Consider the following 15,463-nt stretch of genomic DNA (forward strand, 5'->3'; position numbering starts at 1 on the left):
CTGGTCGCGACAGAGGAATCATTCACCGCAAATCGCTGGCTCCCCTTGGCCGTGTGCGGGACGAATGGCTTCGCCGATTGGGTGGGGATAAGAGATGACGGTCGCAGCCGCGGGGTTTGAATGAAGATCAGGTTTTCCGGCAAGCCGTCGCTTGCGATGATGGTGAGCGCCGTTGTGCTCGCAGGTTGCGTTAGCGGCGCCGCGATCGTGCCCAAGTCCCGCGAGACGCCGCGCCAGGCGCCCTCGCCTCCGGTGACGCGCGGGCCGGGCGGATCGGTTTCGGTCCCCATCGGACAGCCGGTGCGTTCTGCCGCTCCTGCGCCGCGTGGAACGACGGATCCCGGTTTTCGTCGCCCGCCTGCGGGACTCAGCGATCGCATCACCCAGCTTTGGAAGGCTTTTCCCGGCAAGACCGGAATCGCCGTCCAGCGCATCGACGGCGAATGGGCTTTCGACCAGCGCGGCGACGATTTGTTTCCGCAACAAAGCGTGTCGAAACTGTGGGTCACATTGACCATACTCGATGCGGTCGATCAGGGGCGGATTCGCCTCGACCAACCGGTGCGCATCGGTCCGCAGGATCTGACCTTGTTTCACCAGCCGCTTGCAGCGCGCGTCCGGACCGAAGGGTCGGTGACGATGAGCGTTCGCGATCTTATCGAAACAGCAATCACCCACAGCGATAACACCGCGAACGACAGCCTGCTGCGCACGGCGGGCGGCCCCGAAGCGGTGCGGCGTTTCATCGCGAAAAAGGATCTGGGGTCGATTCGCTTTGGTCCCGGCGAGCGCTTGTTGCAAAGCGGCACGGCGGGGCTGAGCTGGCAGCAAAGCTATTCGGTTGGCCGCGCCTTCGAGGCCGCGCGCGCCGCGTTGCCCGAAGCGAAGCGCAAGGCTGCGATGGATGCCTATCTCGCGAATCCGGTCGATGGCGCGAGCCCGGCGGCGATCGCCAGCGCGCTGACCCGGCTTGCGCGCGGTACGTTGTTGTCGCCCGAATCGAGCGAATATCTGCTCGGTGTGATGAGCCGCACCCGGAGCGGTCCGCGGCGGCTGAAGGCTGGCCTTCCCCCCGGCTGGCAATTCCTCCACAAGACCGGAACTGGTCAGGATTTCAAAGGGATGACGGCCGGTTATAACGATATCGGTATCGCGACCGCGCCCGATGGAACCCGCTATGCCATCGTGGTAATGCTCGGCAGCACGACCTCGCCCATTCCCGCCCGCATGGCGTTGATGCAGGCGGTTTCGGGCGCAGTTGCCGAATATCACGGAAGGTAGAATCGCAATATGAAATGGGCCGCTCTTCCCTTGCTGACCCTGCCGCTCGCGCTCGCCGCCTGCGCGACTCCCGAGGCGCGGCTGCGCACCGGGCTGGTCGATGCCGGTCTGTCGCAACCGATCGCTGCATGCATGGCCGAACGCATGGTCGACCGGCTGTCGCTGACCCAGCTGCGCCGCATCGGATCGCTGGCCAGCCTGAAGGACAAGCGCGTCGACAATCTGACGCTGACCCAGTTCACGCGCAAGATTCGGGCGCTCAGGGACCCCGAGATACTGACGGTGACGATCAGCTCGGCCGCGGTCTGCGCGTTCAACTAGGTCGCGTTTGCACGCGGCCGGTTGCCGCACCCTGTTTCAGCATCGTGAAAGAAACGCCGGGCGCATCGGGTCCGGCTTGTCGGCGCACAAGATAAACTGGGCGCCGTAGGGGTAGCCTTGCCGCCAAACTTGTGCTTAGGCGGCGCCAATTCTCCCCGCCCCAGACTCGAAAGGCCCGGCAGACCTCATGAACATTCACGAATATCAGGCGAAAGAACTGCTCGCAAAATTTGGCGTCGCTATTCCCAAAGGCATCGCCGCGATGAGCGTCGAGGAAGCCGTTGCGGCGGCGAAGCAGCTCCCCGGGCCGCTTTATGTCGTCAAATCGCAGATCCACGCCGGCGGCCGCGGCAAGGGCAAGTTCAAGGAACTGGCTGCTGATGCGAAGGGCGGCGTTCGCCTGGCGAAGACGCTCGAAGAAGTCGAAGCGCACGCCAAGGACATGCTCGGCAACACGCTGGTGACGATCCAGACCGGCGATGCCGGCAAACAGGTCAACCGCCTGTACATCACCGACGGCGCCGACATTAAGCAGGAATTCTACCTCGCTTTGCTCGTCGACCGCGCCACCAGCCGCATCGCGGTCGTCGCTTCGACCGAAGGCGGGATGGACATTGAAACCGTCGCGCACAACACGCCCGAAAAAATCCACACGATCGTTATCGATCCCGCTACAGGTCTGCAGCCGCACCACGGCCGCAGCGTCGCCGCGGCGCTCGAGTTGTCGGGCGATCTCGCCAAGCAGGCCGCGAAGATCCTTGCGGGCCTCTACAACGCGTTCCTCGCTACCGATGCCGAGCAGATCGAAATCAACCCGCTCGCCGTCTGCGAAGGTGCGAACGGCGACGAACTGCTGGTGCTCGACGCCAAGGTCGGCTTCGATGGCAATGCGATGTTCCGCCACAAGGATATCGCCGAGCTGCGCGACCTGACCGAAGAAGATCCGGCCGAGGTCGAAGCGTCGGAATATGACCTTGCTTACATCAAGCTCGACGGCAACATCGGCTGCATGGTCAATGGCGCGGGCCTCGCAATGGCGACGATGGACATCATCAAGCTGCACGGCGCCTTCCCGGCCAACTTCCTCGATGTTGGCGGCGGCGCGACCAAGGAAAAGGTCACCGCGGCGTTCAAGATCATCCTGAAGGATCCGGCGGTCGAGGGCATCCTCGTCAACATCTTCGGCGGTATCATGAAGTGCGACATCATCGCGGACGGCATCGTCGCCGCAGCGAAGGAAGTGAACCTGTCGGTTCCGCTCGTCGTCCGCCTCGAAGGCACGAACGTCCAGGAAGGCAAGGATATCCTTGCTAACTCGGGCCTGCCGATCGTGGCGGCCAACGACCTGGGCGACGCGGCGAAGAAGATCGTCGCAGAGGTCGCCAAGGCGGCCTGACACCTCGCCAGCCCCTCCCCGCCATGAGGGGGGAGGGGTGAGGTTGACGTTTACGTAAACCGCAATTATGACGCGGTGCACAATTTCTCGAGAGGAGCTTTTGAAGCCATGAAAATCCTCGTCCCCGTAAAGCGGGTGCTCGATTATAACGTGAAGCCGCGGGTCAAATCCGACGGTACCGGCGTTGACCTCGCCAATGTCAAAATGTCGATGAACCCGTTCGACGAGATCGGGATCGAAGAGGCGATTCGCCTCCGCGAAAAGGGCGTCGCGACCGAAGTCGTCGCCGTGTCCGTCGGCCCGGCAAAGGCGCAGGAAACGCTTCGTACCGCGCTCGCGATGGGCGCCGACCGCGCGATCCTCGTCCAGACCGACGATGACGTCGAACCGCTGGCGCTCGCGAAAATCTTCAAAGCGATTGCCGAAGCCGAACAGCCGGGTCTCGTGATCCTTGGCAAGCAGGCGATCGACGGCGACAACAACCAGACCGGCCAGATGCTCGCAGCCCTCACCGGCTGGGCGCAGGGCACTTTCGCCAGCGCTGTGAACGTCGATGGCGATCATGTCAGCGTGACCCGCGAAGTCGACGGCGGTCTTGAAACGGTGAAGCTCAAGCTTCCGGCGATCGTCACCACCGACCTTCGTCTGAACGAGCCGCGCTATGCTTCGCTGCCGAACATCATGAAGGCGAAGTCGAAGCCGCTCGATAACAAGACCCCCGCCGATTATGGCGTCGACACCGCACCGCGCGTCAAGACGATCAAGGTCAGCGAGCCGCCGGTTCGTTCGGCCGGCGTGAAGGTCGCCGATGTCGATGAACTGGTTGCCAAGTTGAAGGCGATGGGAGTGCACTCATGAAAACGCTCGTTTGGGTCGAACATGACGGCAAGGCCGTCAAGGACGCCACGCTCGCGGTGGTCACCGCCGCGTCGAAGCTCGGTGAAGTCCATCTGCTCGTCGCCGGTTCGGGCGTCGATGCGGTCGCCAAGGAAGCCGCCGGCATCGCCGGGGTCGGCAAGGTGCATGTCGCCGATAACGCCGCCTTCGCTCACAATCTGCCCGAAAATGTCGCGCCGCTCGTCGCCGGACTGATGGCATCGCATGACGCCTTCCTCGCGCCCGCGACGACGACCGGCAAGAACATCGCGCCGCGCGTCGCCGCGCTGCTCGATGTCATGCAGATTTCGGAAATCCTGTCGGTTGAAGGTCCCAAGACCTTCACCCGCCCGATCTATGCCGGCAACGCGATTGCGACTGTCGAATCGTCGGATGCCAAGCTGGTCCTGACCGTGCGCGGCACCGCGTTCGAAAAGGCCGCGACTTCGGGCGGTTCGGGGGCGGTCGAAGCCGTGGGTGCAGGCAGCGATGCCGGCATCTCGAGCTTCGTCGGCGCCGAAATCGCGAAGCAGGATCGTCCCGAGCTGACCTCGGCCAAGATCATCGTGTCGGGTGGCCGCGCGCTGGGCTCATCCGAGAAATATCAGGAAGTGATCGTTCCGCTCGCGGACAAGCTGAACGCCGCGCTCGGTGCATCGCGCGCAGCGGTCGATGCGGGCTATGTCCCCAACGATTATCAAGTCGGCCAGACCGGCAAGATCGTCGCCCCGGAAGTTTACTTCGCCATCGGCATTTCGGGTGCGATCCAGCATCTCGCGGGCATGAAGGATTCGAAAACGATCGTCGCGATCAACAAGGATGAAGACGCCCCGATCTTCCAGGTCGCCGACTTCGGCCTCGTCGCCGATCTGTTCAATGCCGTTCCCGAGTTGACCGGCAAGATCTGATCCGCGATCCGTCCGGTTTATGCCGGGCAGGGTGATAATAACAAAGCGGTCGTGGGCGATGCCTGCGGCCGCTTTGTCGATTCTGGCCGTCACCAAATTGTCATCGACATGGGCTTGAGCATCGCCCACCACCGCGCATCGCGGAAGACGGTGAGGAGACCCATCCCATGGCGCAGACGGACAAGCGCGGCCTGATCGCCGAGGGATTGGCGAAAGGCGAAGATGACGCTGCCCTTCGCACGCGGCTGGTCGCGGCGGGCGTCTCGGTGGCGTCGGCGAAATACGAGATCGAGCGGCTGGCGAAGGATCCGCTGGCGGCGGCGCTGCGACGGCAGGCAGCGCGGATGGCGAAGCAGGGCTGGCTGCTCGCCAATCAACAGCGGCTGGCTTTTGAGGCCGATGGCGGCTTTGCGCTCGACACGCTGGAGCGCCCCGATCCCGATCATTTCTATCGCCATCATTATGAAGCGAACCGGCCGGCGAAGCTCGTCGGACTGATAGATCATTGGCCCGCGCTCCAGTGCTGGTCGCTCGACCATTTCGCGGCCGCCGGTGGCGACGCCGTGGTCGAGGCGCAGGTCGAGCGGACGCATGACCCCGATTATGAACTGGCGAAGGACGATCACCGCCGCCTGATCCGCTTCGCCGAACTGATCGACTGGCTTCGCAAGTATGAGGCGAGCAATGATATTTACCTGACCGCCTATAACAGCGGGACCAACGCCGCGGCGCTCGGGTTCTTGTGGGACGATCTGGCGCCGATCGATTTGCTCGACGATCGCGGCGCGCGCGACGGCTTTTTCTGGCTGGGGCCACGCGGCACGCTGACGCCCTGGCATCATGACCTGACCAACAATCTGCTCGTTCAGGTGATGGGCCGCAAGCGGGTGCGCATGGCGCCGCCCTGGGCTTTTTCGCGGATGAAGAACCGCCTTCATTGCTTTTCCGACTGGGGCAATGAAGCGCTGCCCGCCGGGGTGGGTGACGCCGACACACCGCCGGTGCTGGAGGCGGTAATCGGCCCCGGCGAAGCGATCTTCCTGCCCGTCGGCTGGTGGCATCAGGTCGAAGCCCTCGACCTGTCGGCGAGCATGAGTTTTACCAGCTTTCGCCGGTCCAATGCCCATGCCGGGGATTATGTGTCCTACGGTGCCATCGGCTGAGATTGCCTTTCCGATTCCAGCCTATAAGTTCGGTGCCTCCGAAGAAGAGGGTTGTGGGAGAGGATTATGATGCATCGTTGTGCTGCTCTTGCCGGGCTTGCCGCAGCGGCGGCCATGACGATGCCGGTATATGCGGGCGAACCCTTGCGGTTGTCCCCTTCGTCTGACTGGCACATCAATTATGCCGACGACAGTTGCCGCCTGGCGCGGTCTTTCGGAACCGGCAATGAAGAGGTCGTTCTCGTCTTCGACCGCTTTCAGCCGGGCCCCAAGGTCGGCATGACGCTTACCGGTCAGCCGGTGAAAGTCCGCAGCGAAACACGCCGGATCACCCTTCGTTTCGGCCCCAACGACCCCGCGTTCGAAAAGGGCTTCACGACCGGATCGCTCGACAATGGAAATGCGGCGCTGATCGTCGACGGCGATTTGTGGATCACGGGGTACGATCCGGCCCGTGCCGCCCGGGAGAATGCAGGAAAATCGCTCAAACAGCCAGATATTGATCCGGCGCTTTACGCCGCGATCCGTTTTCTCGAGTTGCGTATCGCCGGCAAGCAGGCGATCCATCTGGAAACGGGTTCGATGATGGCGGCGGAACAGGCGCTGGCGGCCTGTACCGACGACCTGCTGCGCGGATGGAAAATTGATGTCGCAGCGCATCAGAATTTGTCGCGCCGGGCGACTCCGGTGGGCGAGCCGGAACAATGGTTGAATAACAGCGACTATCCGCCCGAGATGCGCGCGCGCGGCTATCAGGGCCTTGTCAATTTTCGCCTGATTGTCGATGCGGCGGGCAAGCCCGCCAGCTGCCATATCCAGCAATCGACGCGGCCGGTCGAGTTTGACGAGGCGGTGTGCAACGGAATCATGCGCCGCGCCGAATTTGAGCCGGCGCTCGATGCGACGGGTAAGCCCGTGGTTTCCTATTATCTGAATCGTGTGCGTTTCCGCATATAGCGCATCGTGGTGCGAAGGCGTCACACCGAAAGCCGATTGGCCTTGCGGTAGAGCAAAATACTTAGCAAGGTAAGTAAATGGCCGAACTGAACGATCTCCTGCCCGCCTTCATGACCCGCACCATTGGACCCGGCCTGCTTTCGGGCCTCGCGCGCCTGTCGGGCGGCGCCAATATGGAAAGCTGGGCGTTCGAGTGGGCGGACGTCGCCTTTGTCCTGCGCCGTGCGCCCTCGGCCGAATATATGGCCGACCGGCCCTTTGCCCATGTCGACGAGGCGGCGCTGGTGATGGCGGCGCACGCCGGCGGAGTGAAGGCGCCCGAAGTGGTCGGGGTGCTGGGCGATGATGACGGCATGGGTACCGGCTATGTGATGCGGCGCGTGATCGCCGAGGTCAGCCCGGCGAAAATTCTCGCCAACCCGCCGCCTTCGCTGATCGCCGATCTCGGTCGCGAACTGGCGCGCATCCATGCGCTGTCGGCCGATGTCATCCCGGCGGCGATCCCGCTGATGGACACCGCCGAAGCGCTGGCCGAACTCAAAAGGCGTTTCCTGACCTATGGCGGCGACCGCCCGGCTATCGCGCTCGCGATCAAATGGTGCGAGGATCATCTGCCCGCGCCGGTCGAACCGGTGCTCGTCCATAGCGATTATCGCATGGGCAATATCATGGTCGACGCTGATGGCCTGGCGGCCGTGCTCGACTGGGAACTTGCGCATCGCGGCGACGCGCATGAGGATCTGGCGTTCGGCTGCATGACCGTGTGGCGTTTCGGGCAGCTCGACAAGCCCGCGTTCGGCATCGGCAGCCTCGATGATTATTTCGCTGCCTATGAAGCCGCGGGCGGCGTGCCCGTCGACCGTGACCGCTTCCACTTCTGGCTTGTCTATCGCACCCTGTGGTGGGCGCTCGGCTGCTTGCAGATGGGACAGGCGTGGCGCAGCGGCGCCGACGCGACGGTCGAGCGTGTGGTGATCGGGCGGCGGACCGCCGAACAGGAACTCGATCTGCTGTTGCTGCTCGAGGATGAGGCGCCTGCGGCCGAACGCGCCCGCGGGCTGCCGCCGTCGCCGCCCGCAACTCCGGCGCCGGTCGGCGAGCCGACCAATGCCGAAATGGTGCAGGCGGTGCGCGACTGGCTGGGTGACACGATCAAGCCGCGTGCCGAAGGCCATGCGAAGTTCGAGGTCGCGGTCGCGATGAACGCGCTCGGGATCATCATGCGCGATCTCGATGCCGGGGTGCGCGCCGAGGACAAGGCGCTCGCCGAGGCATTCTTGTCGGGCACCACGACGCTCGCCGAACCGGGCCTGCTCGCGAAGCTGCGCCGTGCCGCGCTCGACAAATGCACGATCGACAGCCCCAAATATGCCGCGCTCGCGCGCGCCCGCGATGCGTGGGGCGAATAAGAAAACACGGGAGAGAGACACATGGATTTTGCGATGCCTGCGGGCCTTCAGGCCTATCTCGATGAGCTCGACGCGTTCATCGCGGCCGAAATTCAACCGTTGGAGGACGCCGACGACAATATCCGCTTCTTCGACCACCGCCGCGAACATGCGCGCACTGACTGGGACAATCAGGGCCTGCCGCGCCACGATTGGGAGCAGTTGCTGAAACAGGCGACGCGCAAGGCCGACGCCGCGGGCCACTGGCGTTTCTCGGCGCCGAAGAAATATGGCGGCAAGGACGGATCGAACCTGTGGATGGCAGTGATCCGCGAGCATTTCGCTGCCAAGGGTCTCGGGCTCCACAACGACCTTCAGAACGAACATAGCATCGTCGGCAATTTCCCCTTTGTCGAGATGTTCGAACAATTCGCGACGAGCGAGGAGCAGAAGCAGGAATTCATCCTCGGCGGGTTCGAGGGCAAGCGCCGCACCGCATTTGGCCTCACCGAGCCCGATCACGGGTCGGACGCGACGCATATGGAAACCCGCGCGGTGCGCGAGACTCGCGACGGCGTCGACGGCTGGCTGATCAACGGGCGCAAGATGTGGATCACCGGCATGCACGTCGCGACCCACTGCGCGACCTTCTGCCGCACCAGCGGCAAGGACGGTGATGCGAAGGGGATTTCGTGCCTGCTCGTCCCCACCGGGACGCCGGGGATGACGGTCGACGAATATATGTGGACCTTCAACATGCCGACCGATCATCCACGCATGACCTTCACCGATGTCTGGGTTCCGGACAGCGCGCGGCTCGGCCCGGTCGATGGCGGGCTGTCGATCGCGCAGAGCTTCGTCCACCAGAACCGAATCCGCCAGGCGGCGTCATCGCTGGGCGCGGCGGTTTTCTGCATCGAGGAAAGCGTGCGTTACGCCCGCGAGCGCAAGCCGTTCGGCGAGGCGCTGGCGAAGAATCAGGCGATCCAGTTCCCGCTCGTCGAGCTCGCGACGCAGGCCGAAATGCTGCGCCTGCTGATCCGCAAGACCGCGTGGGACATGGACAATATGCCGCACAAGGAGGTCGAGCATAATCTGTCCGACAAGGTCAGCATGTGCAATTATTGGGCGAACCGGCTGTGCTGCGAAGCCGCCGATCGCGCGATGCAGGTCCATGGCGGCATCGGCTATTCGCGCCACAAGCCGTTCGAGCATATCTACCGCCACCACCGCCGTTACCGCATCACCGAGGGGGCGGAAGAGATTCAGATGCGTAAGGTTGGGGCGTATCTGTTTGGGTATCTGGGGCCGCGCAAAGGGACGTTGGGCTAATCTCAAGATCCTCCCTGCGGCGTAGCCGTGGGGAGGGGGACCGCCGCGAAGCGGTGGTGGAGGGGCCGCGACGCCAGCGCCAAAGCCCCTCCGTCAGCGCTTCGCGCTGCCCCCTCCCCATCGCTTCGCGACAGGGAAGATAAGGTGGTTCTTACCGCTTCCGCACAAATTCCGCGCGCAGGACCAGCCCCTTGATGCCTTCGTGGCGGCAGTCGATTTCCTGCGCGTCGCCGGTCAGGCGGATCGATTTGATCACCGTGCCGACCTTCAACGTCTGGCCGGCGCCCTTCACGGTCAAATCCTTGATCAGCGCGACCGAGTCGCCGTCGGCGAGCAAATTTCCGACCGCGTCGCGCACTTCGGGGCCCGCCGCTGCGGCGGCATCGCGCGCGGCGATATCGCCGGCCGACATCCACTCGCCGCTTGCTTCGTCATAGACATAATCATCGTCGGCCATGTTGGTCCCTATTTCGGTTTGCGGAAGCGCAGTGCGAACTGGTCGGTCTTGCCGCGAATGGCGTCGTCGAACACGTTCGCGGTGCGCGGGTCGTCGCTGCGTTTATAGAGATCGCTCGATGCTTCAAGCTTGAAGCCCGCTTTGGTGAGCACGGCGACGACCGCCGCCTTGTCGATGCGGTGGAGGCTGTCGGACAGGCTCGTGCCGCTGCCGTCGGCGGCGCTGTGATCGACGACGACCAATGTCCCGCCGGGCTTCAATGCCGCGAACAACGCCGCGCTCGTCTTGTCGCCCGTCCCCTCGGGGAAGGGTTTGAGGTACAGGTCGTGGAAATTCTGTACCGTGATGATCGTGTCGAGCGGCGCCGGAAAGGCTGGCGCAGCGAACGGACCATTCACCGCATCGACATTGGCATAGGCGGCATCGACCGCAGCCTGATCGTCGCCATATTGCTTCTTGAAGCCGATGAATTCGGCAGGCTGAAAGGCATAGACGCGGCCCTTGGGGCCGACCGCGGCGGCGAGCAGGCGGGTGACATAGCCGCCGCCCATCACGAAATCGCCGACCTGTTTGCCGGGGGCGACCTCGGCAAAGGCGAGCAGTTCGGCGGGCTTGCGCGCGGCGTCGCGTGTCCGGTCGGCCGCGGGGCGCGCCGGATCGGCGAGCGCGGCGCTATAGTCGGGGGCTTTGGCCTGCTTCGCGGCGAGCGGGGTCGCGGTGATGGCGAGCAGGGTGGCGAGCAGGAGGGTGGAGGTAAGCGGGCGGATCATGGCATCGACTCCCTTGGCTTTTATCGCGCCATCATAGCGCTTCCCGGCGAGAGTCGCGCGCAGATTTGCATATCGCGATTTTGATGATAGGTTTTCGGGTGAAACTAAAAAATGGGAGAGCGGACATGTATGATCTGGTGATTCGCGGCGGCACGATCGTCGACGGAACGGGCGGAAATGCCTTTGTTGCTGACGTCGCGGTCGATGGCGATCGCATCGTCGCGGTGGGCGAAAATCTCGCCGCCGGCGCCAAGGAAATCGACGCAGGCGGCAAGATCGTCACCCCCGGTTTCGTCGACGTCCACACCCATTATGACGGTCAGGCGACGTGGGATCAGGAAATGGCGCCGTCGAGCTGGCACGGGGTCACCACCGTCGTGATGGGCAATTGTGGCGTCGGCTTCGCCCCCGCCAAGCCCGACCGTCACGAATGGCTGATTTCGCTGATGGAAGGCGTCGAGGATATTCCGGGCACCGCGCTTGCCGAGGGCATGTCGTGGGATTGGGAAACCTTCCCCGAATATATGGATGCGCTGGAGAAATTGCCGCGCACCGTCGATGTCGCCTGCCACGTCCCGCATGGCGCCGTGCGCGCCTATGTGCTCGGCGACCGTGAAAAGCCCGGCGCTATTCCGACCGACGAAGACATCGCCGAAATGTCGCGGATTGTCGAGGAAGGCGTGCGCGCCGGCGCGCTCGGCTTTTCGACCAGCCGCACCGTGCTCCACAAATCGATCGACGGCGAACTCGTTCCCGGCACCACCGCGACCGCCGAAGAGCTGATTGCGATCGGCCGCGCGATGGGCCGCGTCGGTTATGGCGTGTTCGAAATGGCGAGCGACATGAAGCGCGAGTGGAACGAGTTTCAGTGGATGGGCGACCTCAGCCGCGAAACCGGACTGCCGGTGACCTTCGCCGCGCTCCAGTCGATCGCCAAGGAATTGCCTCTTGAGGAACAAATCTCCGAAATGCGGAAGCAGAATGCGACCGGCGCGAATATCGTCGCGCAGATCGCGCTGCGCGGCAACGGCATCATCATGGCGTGGCAGGGGACGGTGCATCCCTTCCGTTTCAAACCCGCATGGAACGAGATCATCGACCTGCCGTGGGATCAGCAGCTCGCGAAGCTCCGCGATCCCGCATTCAAGGCGCGGATGATCGAAGAGGAAAATATCTGGCCCGAAAGCGACATCATCGACTTCCTCAAAGTCGTCGCCTTGGGCTGGCCGGTGCATTTCGAGATGGACCCCGATTTCAACTATGAGCCCAAGATGGACGAAAGCATCATGGCGCGCGCCGCCGTGGCGGGTGTTTCGCCGTCCGAATATGCCTATGACCTCCTCATGAAGGACGACGGCAAGGGCTTCATCTATTTCCCGATCCTCAACTACCGCGACGGCAACCTCAATTTCCTCGAGGATTTGCAGGCCGCCGATGACACGGTGAACAGTCTGTCCGACGGCGGCGCGCATTGCGGGACGATCTGCGACGCCGCCTCGCCGACCTTCATGCTCCAGCATTGGGTCCGCGACCGCAACGGCAACCGCATCGGGCTCGAACATGCGATCAAGCGCCAGTGCCGCGACACCGCGATCCTTTACGGGCTCGAGGATCGCGGCGTACTCGCACCGGGCTATCTCGCCGACCTCAATGTCATCGACATGGATGCGATCAAGCTCGGCAAGCCGTGGCTGGCGTTCGATCTGCCTGCGGGCGGCAAGCGCCTGCTGCAAAAGGCCGACGGTTATGTCGCGACGGTGAAATCGGGGGTCGTGACCTTCAAGGATGGCGAAATGCAGGGGCCGACCCCCGGCGGTGTCATCCGCGGCCCGCAGCGCGTCGAAATGGCCATGGCGGCGGAGTAAACGTCCCGGGCGCAGCGCGGGTTCGCCCCGCGCTGCCGGTGCCTTATCGTGCGGACAAATCCGAAGGCAAAGTGGGTTCGCTGATGATCTTCGCCATGCGGTGCCACATTTCCTCGCGGGTCGGTTTGCCGCGCTCGATATAGCCGCGGACCATCGCTTCGCCGAGCCCGTAATTGATCACATAGCTGCGATACTGGTCGGTGAAGCTGACGGACTGCTCGGCGCGCGCGGGTGAGACGAGCAGATATTTCTGCGTTAGCGCGACCGCGGTCGGGCGATCGATCTGGCCGTCGAGATATTGCTGGGCGATCGTCAGTCGTGCGCCCGATGCGCGGTCGATCGCTTTCAAAAGCTGCCAATAGCGATCGTCGGCGGGCACCGTGATTTCGGCGATCGGCATCAATATATCGCGCTCGGTTTCGGCCCTGTTTGCTTCGGGAAAGGCAAGGTCGATCCCGTAATTGGCGCTGCCCTCGGCAATCAGGCTCTGCGGGCTGTAGAGCGGATAGACGCTAAACTCGGCCCAGCCGCGTCCCTTCACCAGCTTCTCCTCGAGCTTCATGTTGAGGAGGTGGTGGCCCGGATACCCTTCGTGGCAGCCCAGATCGAGCGCGCGCGACAGGCGGATCGGCAAGTCTGTGTTGACCTGTATCAGGCTGTGATAGCCGCCCTCATAATAATTATAGCCGCTCCAGCTTTTGCCCGTGACGAACTCTAATCGAAAACTCTCGCCGTCGGGCATCGCGATATGCGCCATGCTGCGCCCCCGGCAGCGCGCGATCGCGGCATCGAAGGTTTTCTGCAGCCGGTCCTTGGGGATGGTGAAGCCGTCGAGCCAGGCCTCGACCCGCGCCGCGAGCGGTCCGTCGCCGGGAACCAGCGCCGCGATTTTCGCCAGCTCGCCGTCATAGCTGGCGAGCGGTTTCAGCACCGGGCGCACCCCGAACAGCCGCTCGGCTTCGTCGGCAAAGGTGAAGCGCGTGCCCTGCATCATCATCAGCCGCGTTTCGGCGGCGCGCAATTGCGCGCGCAGGAAGGTCGCGCGGCGGCGGTCGAGCGGATCGGAGAGCCGCCGCGCGGCGGTATCGAGCCGGGCCATCAGTGCGCGCGTCGCGGCGAGCAGTGCGGGCTTGTCGCGGGGGTTCGCCTCGGCTGCGGCGCGCAGCTCCGCGGGGCCATAATAGGCGTCGATATAGCCCGCTTCATGCGTCCCGATTTCGAGACTGAGCGAGAGATAGTCGGTGGCGATCGCGTTCATCGGCTCTGCCGATGCGGGCGTGTGCCGTACCGCGACCGCTGGAACCTGCGTGGTTCCCGCCGGGCGCAGGCTGTCGGTTGCGGCGCAGCCTGACAGGGCGGCAACCGCCATCGGCAACAGGATCAGCGATCCGCGTATCACACCGCCACCGGGGCTTCGGACGTGTCGCGGACATCGCCATCGTCGGCAATCTCGGCATCCGATGCCGCCTCGGTCGCGTCGTGATCGGGATGGGGCGGGGCAAAGCGCAGCACCGCAAAACCGACCAGTGCGGCGACGAGCGAGCCCATCAGCGTGCCGATCTTCGCCTCTTCGATCAGCAACGGATCGCCGGGGAAGGCGAGGCCGCCGATGAACAGGCTCATCGTGAAACCAATGCCGCAGAGCAGGGACACGCCATAGACCTGTAACCAGGTCGCACCGCGCAGCCGGCCGGCGATGCCGAGTTTGACACTAAGCCAGACGCTGCCGAAGATGCCGATCTGCTTGCCGATGAACAGGCCTGCCGCGATGCCGATCGGCAGCGGCGCGAGGATCTGGTCGACGGTCAGTCCCGACATATCGACCCCGGCGTTGGCGAAGCCGAACAGCGGCACGATGGCAAAAGCGACCCAGGGGTGCAGCCCGTGTTCAAGCCGGTGGAGCGGTGAGGTCACGCTGTCGGGTGCGCCCGGGGTACGGTCGAAGGGGATGGTCATCGCCGCGAGCACACCTGCGATCGTTGCATGGACCCCCGACAGCAGCATGGCGTACCAGAGCAGCACGAACAGCAGCAGATAGATGGCGAGGTGACGCACGCCCGAACGGTTGCAGAGCGTCATGACGGCGAGGATTGCTGCCGCCGCGGCGAGTGCGACAAAGTTGAGCTTGGCGGTGTAGAAGAGTGCGATGATCGCCACCGCGCCCATGTCGTCAACGATCGCGACGGTGACGAGGAATAGCTTGAGCGACGTCGGCGCCCGCTTGCCGAGCAAGGCGAGCACCCCGATCGCAAAAGCGATGTCGGTCGCGGCGGGGATCGCCCAGCCCTGCGCGAGACCCGGTGTGCCGCCGGCAAAGAACATATAAAGCGCTGCCGGCACCGCCATGCCCGCTGCGGCGGCGATGAACGGCAGCCGCCGCCGGTCCCAGCTTGCGAGGCGGCCGTCGACGAACTCGCGCTTGATCTCCAGCCCGACGAGCAGGAAAAATACCGCCATCAGCCCGTCGTTGATCCACAGATGGACGGTCATCGGCCCCAGCTTGTCGGTGAGCACCGGCCCGGTCACCGCGTGGATGAAATGGCTGTAAGTGTCGCCCCACGCCGAATTGGCGACGATCATCGCCAATATGGCTGCGAAAATCAGCAACATTCCGCCAGCGCTTTCGCTTTCAAGAAAGTCGCGCAAAGCCGAACCGGATGGGGATTTGGGAGGCATAGAGCGAAAAGCACCTGCTTTTGGATGGGGTTTGCGCGGGCCTTCCTAGCGCGCAGACCCACAGCCGTCACGC

At 63.8% G+C, this 15,463-nt stretch carries 14 protein-coding genes; 10 read left to right on the forward strand and 4 right to left on the reverse strand.

Annotated features, from left to right (window positions below; translation table 11 throughout):
* Positions 1-120: 120 nt before the first annotated feature.
* The 9 genes from AC1RRJ_RS14250 (at position 121) to AC1RRJ_RS14290 (ending at position 9,622) form a co-directional block, all read left to right on the forward strand.
* Entirely contained in the window at positions 121-1,281 is a 1,161-nt protein-coding gene (locus AC1RRJ_RS14250) for a serine hydrolase (RefSeq protein WP_493123771.1), read from the forward strand.
* A gap of 9 nt (positions 1,282-1,290) precedes the next feature.
* The gene (locus tag AC1RRJ_RS14255; protein WP_088472893.1) at positions 1,291-1,602 is read left to right on the forward strand and encodes a hypothetical protein; all 312 of its coding nucleotides are present in this window, start codon (positions 1,291-1,293) and stop codon (positions 1,600-1,602) included.
* A gap of 187 nt (positions 1,603-1,789) precedes the next feature.
* Complete coding sequence (sucC, locus tag AC1RRJ_RS14260; protein ID WP_493123773.1) at positions 1,790-2,998, forward strand: ADP-forming succinate--CoA ligase subunit beta; 1,209 nt, start codon at positions 1,790-1,792, stop codon at positions 2,996-2,998.
* A 108-nt stretch (positions 2,999-3,106) separates the two neighbouring features.
* On the forward strand, positions 3,107-3,856 hold the full coding sequence (locus AC1RRJ_RS14265; RefSeq protein ID WP_493123775.1) for an electron transfer flavoprotein subunit beta/FixA family protein: 750 nt from the start codon (positions 3,107-3,109) through the stop codon (positions 3,854-3,856).
* Complete coding sequence (locus AC1RRJ_RS14270) at positions 3,853-4,782, forward strand: electron transfer flavoprotein subunit alpha/FixB family protein (protein ID WP_493123777.1); 930 nt, start codon at positions 3,853-3,855, stop codon at positions 4,780-4,782. The genes AC1RRJ_RS14265 and AC1RRJ_RS14270 overlap by 4 nt, the downstream gene beginning before the upstream one ends.
* A gap of 167 nt (positions 4,783-4,949) precedes the next feature.
* A complete protein-coding gene (locus AC1RRJ_RS14275) occupies positions 4,950-5,945 on the forward strand; it encodes a cupin-like domain-containing protein (RefSeq protein ID WP_493123778.1) in 996 nt (331 codons plus the stop codon).
* A gap of 114 nt (positions 5,946-6,059) precedes the next feature.
* Positions 6,060-6,902: an energy transducer TonB gene (locus AC1RRJ_RS14280; protein ID WP_493123780.1), complete on the forward strand. Its 843-nt coding sequence runs from the start codon at positions 6,060-6,062 to the stop codon at positions 6,900-6,902.
* A gap of 77 nt (positions 6,903-6,979) precedes the next feature.
* Entirely contained in the window at positions 6,980-8,311 is a 1,332-nt protein-coding gene (locus AC1RRJ_RS14285; protein ID WP_493123782.1) for a phosphotransferase family protein, read from the forward strand.
* 21 nt (positions 8,312-8,332) lie between these two features.
* On the forward strand, positions 8,333-9,622 hold the full coding sequence (locus AC1RRJ_RS14290) for an acyl-CoA dehydrogenase family protein (RefSeq protein ID WP_493123784.1): 1,290 nt from the start codon (positions 8,333-8,335) through the stop codon (positions 9,620-9,622).
* A 151-nt stretch (positions 9,623-9,773) separates the two neighbouring features.
* Here AC1RRJ_RS14290 and AC1RRJ_RS14295 read toward each other — a convergent pair whose 3' ends face one another.
* Positions 9,774-10,079, reverse strand: a complete 306-nt coding sequence (locus AC1RRJ_RS14295) for an alkylphosphonate utilization protein (protein WP_493123786.1) — start codon at positions 10,077-10,079, stop codon at positions 9,774-9,776.
* Positions 10,080-10,087: 8 nt separating this feature from the next.
* The gene (locus tag AC1RRJ_RS14300) at positions 10,088-10,849 is read right to left on the reverse strand and encodes a class I SAM-dependent methyltransferase (protein ID WP_493123788.1); all 762 of its coding nucleotides are present in this window, start codon (positions 10,847-10,849) and stop codon (positions 10,088-10,090) included.
* A gap of 125 nt (positions 10,850-10,974) precedes the next feature.
* Between AC1RRJ_RS14300 and AC1RRJ_RS14305 the strand changes: the two genes are divergently transcribed.
* Complete coding sequence (locus tag AC1RRJ_RS14305) at positions 10,975-12,714, forward strand: N-acyl-D-amino-acid deacylase family protein (RefSeq protein ID WP_493123790.1); 1,740 nt, start codon at positions 10,975-10,977, stop codon at positions 12,712-12,714.
* 43 nt (positions 12,715-12,757) lie between these two features.
* Here the strand turns inward: AC1RRJ_RS14305 and AC1RRJ_RS14310 are convergent, their stop codons facing one another.
* Positions 12,758-14,083, reverse strand: coding sequence for a hypothetical protein (locus AC1RRJ_RS14310; protein WP_493123792.1), 1,326 nt, complete (start codon positions 14,081-14,083; stop codon positions 12,758-12,760).
* Between the two features lie 26 nt (positions 14,084-14,109).
* Positions 14,110-15,390: a Na+/H+ antiporter NhaA gene (gene nhaA / locus AC1RRJ_RS14315; protein WP_493123794.1), complete on the reverse strand. Its 1,281-nt coding sequence runs from the start codon at positions 15,388-15,390 to the stop codon at positions 14,110-14,112.
* Positions 15,391-15,463: the final 73 nt, after the last annotated feature.

The organism is Sphingopyxis sp. GW821-FHT12C06 (genome assembly GCF_058807415.1).

What these genes read in the sequence shown, in the direction of transcription:
- AC1RRJ_RS14250 (WP_493123771.1), top strand. Translation starts at nt 121, where the DNA reads ATGAAGATCAGGTTTTCCGGCAAGCCGTCGCTTGCGATGATGGTGAGC.
- AC1RRJ_RS14255 (WP_088472893.1), top strand. Translation starts at nt 1,291, where the DNA reads ATGAAATGGGCCGCTCTTCCCTTGCTGACCCTGCCGCTCGCGCTCGCC.
- sucC (WP_493123773.1), top strand. Translation starts at nt 1,790, where the DNA reads ATGAACATTCACGAATATCAGGCGAAAGAACTGCTCGCAAAATTTGGC.
- AC1RRJ_RS14265 (WP_493123775.1), top strand. Translation starts at nt 3,107, where the DNA reads ATGAAAATCCTCGTCCCCGTAAAGCGGGTGCTCGATTATAACGTGAAG.
- AC1RRJ_RS14270 (WP_493123777.1), top strand. Translation starts at nt 3,853, where the DNA reads ATGAAAACGCTCGTTTGGGTCGAACATGACGGCAAGGCCGTCAAGGAC.
- AC1RRJ_RS14275 (WP_493123778.1), top strand. Translation starts at nt 4,950, where the DNA reads ATGGCGCAGACGGACAAGCGCGGCCTGATCGCCGAGGGATTGGCGAAA.
- AC1RRJ_RS14280 (WP_493123780.1), top strand. Translation starts at nt 6,060, where the DNA reads ATGACGATGCCGGTATATGCGGGCGAACCCTTGCGGTTGTCCCCTTCG.
- AC1RRJ_RS14285 (WP_493123782.1), top strand. Translation starts at nt 6,980, where the DNA reads ATGGCCGAACTGAACGATCTCCTGCCCGCCTTCATGACCCGCACCATT.
- AC1RRJ_RS14290 (WP_493123784.1), top strand. Translation starts at nt 8,333, where the DNA reads ATGGATTTTGCGATGCCTGCGGGCCTTCAGGCCTATCTCGATGAGCTC.
- AC1RRJ_RS14295 (WP_493123786.1), bottom strand. Translation starts at nt 10,079, where the DNA reads ATGGCCGACGATGATTATGTCTATGACGAAGCAAGCGGCGAGTGGATG.
- AC1RRJ_RS14300 (WP_493123788.1), bottom strand. Translation starts at nt 10,849, where the DNA reads ATGATCCGCCCGCTTACCTCCACCCTCCTGCTCGCCACCCTGCTCGCC.
- AC1RRJ_RS14305 (WP_493123790.1), top strand. Translation starts at nt 10,975, where the DNA reads ATGTATGATCTGGTGATTCGCGGCGGCACGATCGTCGACGGAACGGGC.
- AC1RRJ_RS14310 (WP_493123792.1), bottom strand. Translation starts at nt 14,083, where the DNA reads ATGGCGGTTGCCGCCCTGTCAGGCTGCGCCGCAACCGACAGCCTGCGC.
- nhaA (WP_493123794.1), bottom strand. Translation starts at nt 15,390, where the DNA reads ATGCCTCCCAAATCCCCATCCGGTTCGGCTTTGCGCGACTTTCTTGAA.